This window comes from Robinsoniella sp., from assembly GCF_034124845.1.
In genome coordinates, this window is record NZ_JAWYAJ010000594.1 from 8,154 (window position 1) to 12,096 (window position 3,943).

5 protein-coding genes are annotated in these 3,943 nt (G+C 39.9%); 1 reads left to right on the forward strand and 4 read right to left on the reverse strand.

The window, feature by feature from the left end; translation table 11 throughout:
• Nucleotides 1-81: 81 nt before the first annotated feature.
• On the reverse strand, nucleotides 82-444 hold the full coding sequence (locus ACH2DQ_RS29240) for a hypothetical protein (protein WP_394911245.1): 363 nt from the start codon (nucleotides 442-444) through the stop codon (nucleotides 82-84).
• Nucleotides 445-685: 241 nt separating this feature from the next.
• On the opposite strand from ACH2DQ_RS29240, the gene lexA reads away from it, so the two are divergent.
• Entirely contained in the window at nucleotides 686-1,309 is a 624-nt protein-coding gene (gene lexA / locus ACH2DQ_RS29245; protein ID WP_394911244.1) for a transcriptional repressor LexA, read from the forward strand.
• A 355-nt stretch (nucleotides 1,310-1,664) separates the two neighbouring features.
• Here the strand turns inward: lexA and ACH2DQ_RS29250 are convergent, their stop codons facing one another.
• From ACH2DQ_RS29250 to ACH2DQ_RS29260, 3 genes are all read right to left on the reverse strand, one after another.
• Nucleotides 1,665-2,723: a galactose ABC transporter substrate-binding protein gene (locus ACH2DQ_RS29250; protein ID WP_394911243.1), complete on the reverse strand. Its 1,059-nt coding sequence runs from the start codon at nucleotides 2,721-2,723 to the stop codon at nucleotides 1,665-1,667.
• A 15-nt stretch (nucleotides 2,724-2,738) separates the two neighbouring features.
• Entirely contained in the window at nucleotides 2,739-3,707 is a 969-nt protein-coding gene (locus ACH2DQ_RS29255; RefSeq protein WP_394911242.1) for a substrate-binding domain-containing protein, read from the reverse strand.
• Nucleotides 3,704-3,943, reverse strand: a 240-nt coding sequence (locus ACH2DQ_RS29260) for a sensor histidine kinase (RefSeq protein ID WP_395028828.1), incomplete at its 5' end; no start/stop codon positions are given. The genes ACH2DQ_RS29255 and ACH2DQ_RS29260, both read right to left, overlap by 4 nt.

The window sequence follows — 3,943 nt, forward strand, 5'->3', positions numbered from 1 at the left end:
TTACTTAACAGTATACCACAATATACTATTAAAAAAACCGCCGAGAAAAAATACTCGACGGCCAACTGGGGCTCATTTAATTTATTGCTTTAATTCTGTTGAATAATAAGGTACAATAATTCTCTGACCATAATGCACATCTTCTGTTAACATAGAATTTATATTTAATACTTCATTAATATAACTATTTACAGAATCGTAATCATCCGTCATATATTCTTCTGCTATTCCCCACAATGTATCATTGTGTCCGATACGTACTTCTGTATAGTATTTATATGTCTGTGGTTTTGCCTTACTGCTGGCGTTTACAATAAAACTGTTGCAGGCTATTAAGATCATCGCCGCTATTACTAATGAAGCCAGACTCAAAAATACTTTGCGGTCAAATAATAGCTTCATCATTTCATTTTTAACAGAATGCATATTCTCTCTCGTTCCCATAACAATTAAATCCCCCTTCTACACTTTGATTGTATTCATTTTTTATTATTTTATACTAAAAATCTTGTCCGAACATTTGTAACGAACGAATGTTCGATTTATTGACATTATATTACAAGAACAGACGTTTGTCAACACTGTTTCGACAAAATTACGAACAAGCATTCTAAACATTTGTTTGCATTTTGCACAAAAATATGTTAGTATAAGAAAAATAGATGTATTAGGAGGTATGTGAAATATGGCATATGGCAAAATTTCGAAAAAACAAGCTGAAATATTAGAATATATAAAAAATGAAATATTAAACCGTGGTTTTCCACCTGCAGTTCGTGAGATTTGTGAAGCGGTACATTTAAAATCCACCTCTTCTGTTCATTCCCATCTGGAGACATTAGAGAAAAATGGTTATATTCGACGGGACCCTACAAAACCCCGGGCGATTGAAATTCTGGATGACAATTTTAATATGGTCAGACGCGAAGTGGTGAATGTTCCCATCGTTGGACGGATTGCAGCCGGTCAGCCTATCCTTGCAGTGGAAAATGTAGAGAGCTACTTTCCTATCCCTTCAGAGTTTATGCCGAACGCACAGACCTTTATGCTGACTGTTAAGGGTGAAAGCATGATCAATGCTGGAATCTTCGATGGTGATCAGATTCTCGTGCAAAAACAGTCCACCGCTCAAAATGGAGATATCGTAGTTGCCTTAATTGATGATTCGGCTACAGTAAAAACATATTATAAAGAAGACGGCTACTATCGCCTGCAGCCTGAAAACGATACAATGGAGCCTATTATTATTGAAAATGACGGGCTTTGTATTCAGGGTAAAGTAATTGGAGTTTTCCGTTTCATTCATTAATCATACATATAAAACAAACATTCCCTTCTACTTAATGAACTAGAAGGAAATAGCCCGTTGATTATGGAGCTATTATACCGCTGATAAACTGCATCTGATGGGCAGTGAATTGATATCATTTGGTGTATAGCTCCATCTTTATGTCAATAATCACCAATGCTTTATGTTCCTAGATTGATTTCATTAAAAAGCCGATCCAGTTGAACAATACCTATTCCTGCTGCAGATTTCAGCATGATGAGTACAGTTGTTTACGGAACATTTAATAGATTCGTTTTTCACTCATTTATAATCATCTGCCATATAATCAGTATCATCTCAATTGGTTCGGCTTACTGCTGTTCTAACTGCTGTTCTACATTGTTGTTCCCATCCCCCCTTCCGTCTCATCCATTTTGGACCACTGTGCAAACAGCTTATGACCTATGCGTACACAATTATCCGGCTGCAATTCTTTTACCATGTCTACTCCCTGGCCAGACGCAGAATAAAAAGCCAATTTAAAAATGCTGTCCGCCTGTTTTTTAGCATCATTGATTACGGTACCCAGCATCTCCTTATTTTCTACTGCTTTTATTGCCGCTTCAGTCCCATCAACGCCAACTACCTGTATCTTCCCCTCATATCCTGCCTTTTTTATCGCTGAAATTGCACCAAGCGCCATCTCATCGTTGTTACTGAAGACTACTTCTATCTTGTCCTTGAATTCTTCCAGCCATCCGCTCATTTTTTCCTCTCCCTGGGATTTTTGCCAGTTCGCGGTGGCATTGGCAAGCTTCTCTAAAACAATATTATTATCTAACAATGGCTTTAGACAATACTCGGTACGGATCAGACTGTCCTGATGTCCCTGTTCTCCTTCCAGTATTACATATTGAATCCTGCCATCATGGTTGCGATCTACACTTCCCGGATCTTTCAGGTACTGCTCCAATACGATCTCCCCCTGCATGGTTCCTGCCTCCTCCGGTCTGGAGCCTACGTAATATACTTTATCCCATCTCTTCATATCCGCACTCACAGGCTCCCTGTTAAAGAAGATAACCGGGATATCCGCATTCTTTACTTTGTCGATAATCGTGGCTGCTGCAGTCCGGTCAACCAGATTCATACAGATCACATCATATCCCTGAGAGATAAACTTATCAACCTGCTCATTTTGCAGAGTCTGGCTGTTCTGCCCGTCTACGATATTCAGTGTAATATTATAGCCTTCTTCCTTTTCCTTCACTTTCACCGTTTCTTTTAAACGGCTGATAATTGATTCAATAAACACATCATCCTGATAATAGACCGATACACCTATTTTCAGTTCCGGCAATTGCTCCTTTTTCTGATCTGTTGCCAGAGTACTGCATCCAGCCAGGCAAAGTATCACCACAACCGCTTCCAATAACAATTTTTTCATCTTCATAATCTCTCTCCTGATTTACCTTACAAAAGGAAATAGTAACCTCTGATTTTCTTCTGAATACATGTGTTCGTGATCCACAATTTTAAATGAAATTTCTGTTTTTTCTTTTTCTTCCTTTCCGTTGATTGCATTGATGGCATCCCTCACTCCCAGATACCCCATGCTGTAATCATCCTGAACAACAATGCTGACAATGTTATCATTTTCCAGATAACGAATCACTTTGCTGCTGCTTCCCACACCGTACAGCTCCGTTAGCTGGGGCGGATACTGATCTTCATATTCCTTTAAAGCTTTTGCGGCATTTTCCAGTATCTCGGTATCAAACGCCACAATTACATCCACATTGTTTGTCCGCAGATAGTTTAAAATAGTATCGCTGCTGTAGTCCGCCTCCTCCCATTCCAGTATGGTATTATAACTGATCTTCATGGTGTTTCGAAATGCTTCCTCCCGGTCTAAAACACTGCTGCAGGATATGTCTCCGCCAATCAGAAGTATTTTTTTACGAAGATTTCCATGGCGCATCACCTCTTCTGCCAATGCCGTTCCCATCTTCTTATTGTCACAGGCTATAATCTCATAAGGCTGCCTGGAATCCACACTGGACTCCACAAGAATTACCGGAATATTTCTTTTCATTTTTTCCAGAGACCCCGCCATTTTTTCATGATCTACAGGGGCGATCACAATGGCATCCGCATCGGAATTAACCTCCCTCTCCAATAATTCAATTTGTTCCTCCAGCTTATTTGCTTCCTCATTTCCAAGGCTTATCATACGGATATTTGCATTTAGATCCGTTCCCGCCTGCTCTGCCCCCTGCTTAAAATTTTCCCAGCTCTCACTTAATTTACCTCTTGTTATGACAGAAATATTTTTCACCGGTATCTCTTTTACATTTGTCTCCCTGGATAAAATATAGAGGCTGAAGAATAGAATTGCTCCTAATATGAAGACAGGAAAATAATACTTCTTTTTCAAATCGCTCCTCCCTCCTGATCGATCTCCTCAATGGGGATTCCAGGCAGGTGAATCGTCACCCTTGTCCCTTCATCTGCTTCACTTTCTACGTGTACGCCGTATTCCCTGCCGAAATACAGGCAGATTCTTTCATGCACATTATTCATTCCGATTCCGGATCCCCTGCTTCTAACCCGCTGCTCCCTGGATAAGAGACTGGCAAGTACATCGGGAGCCATACCGATTCCATTATCACA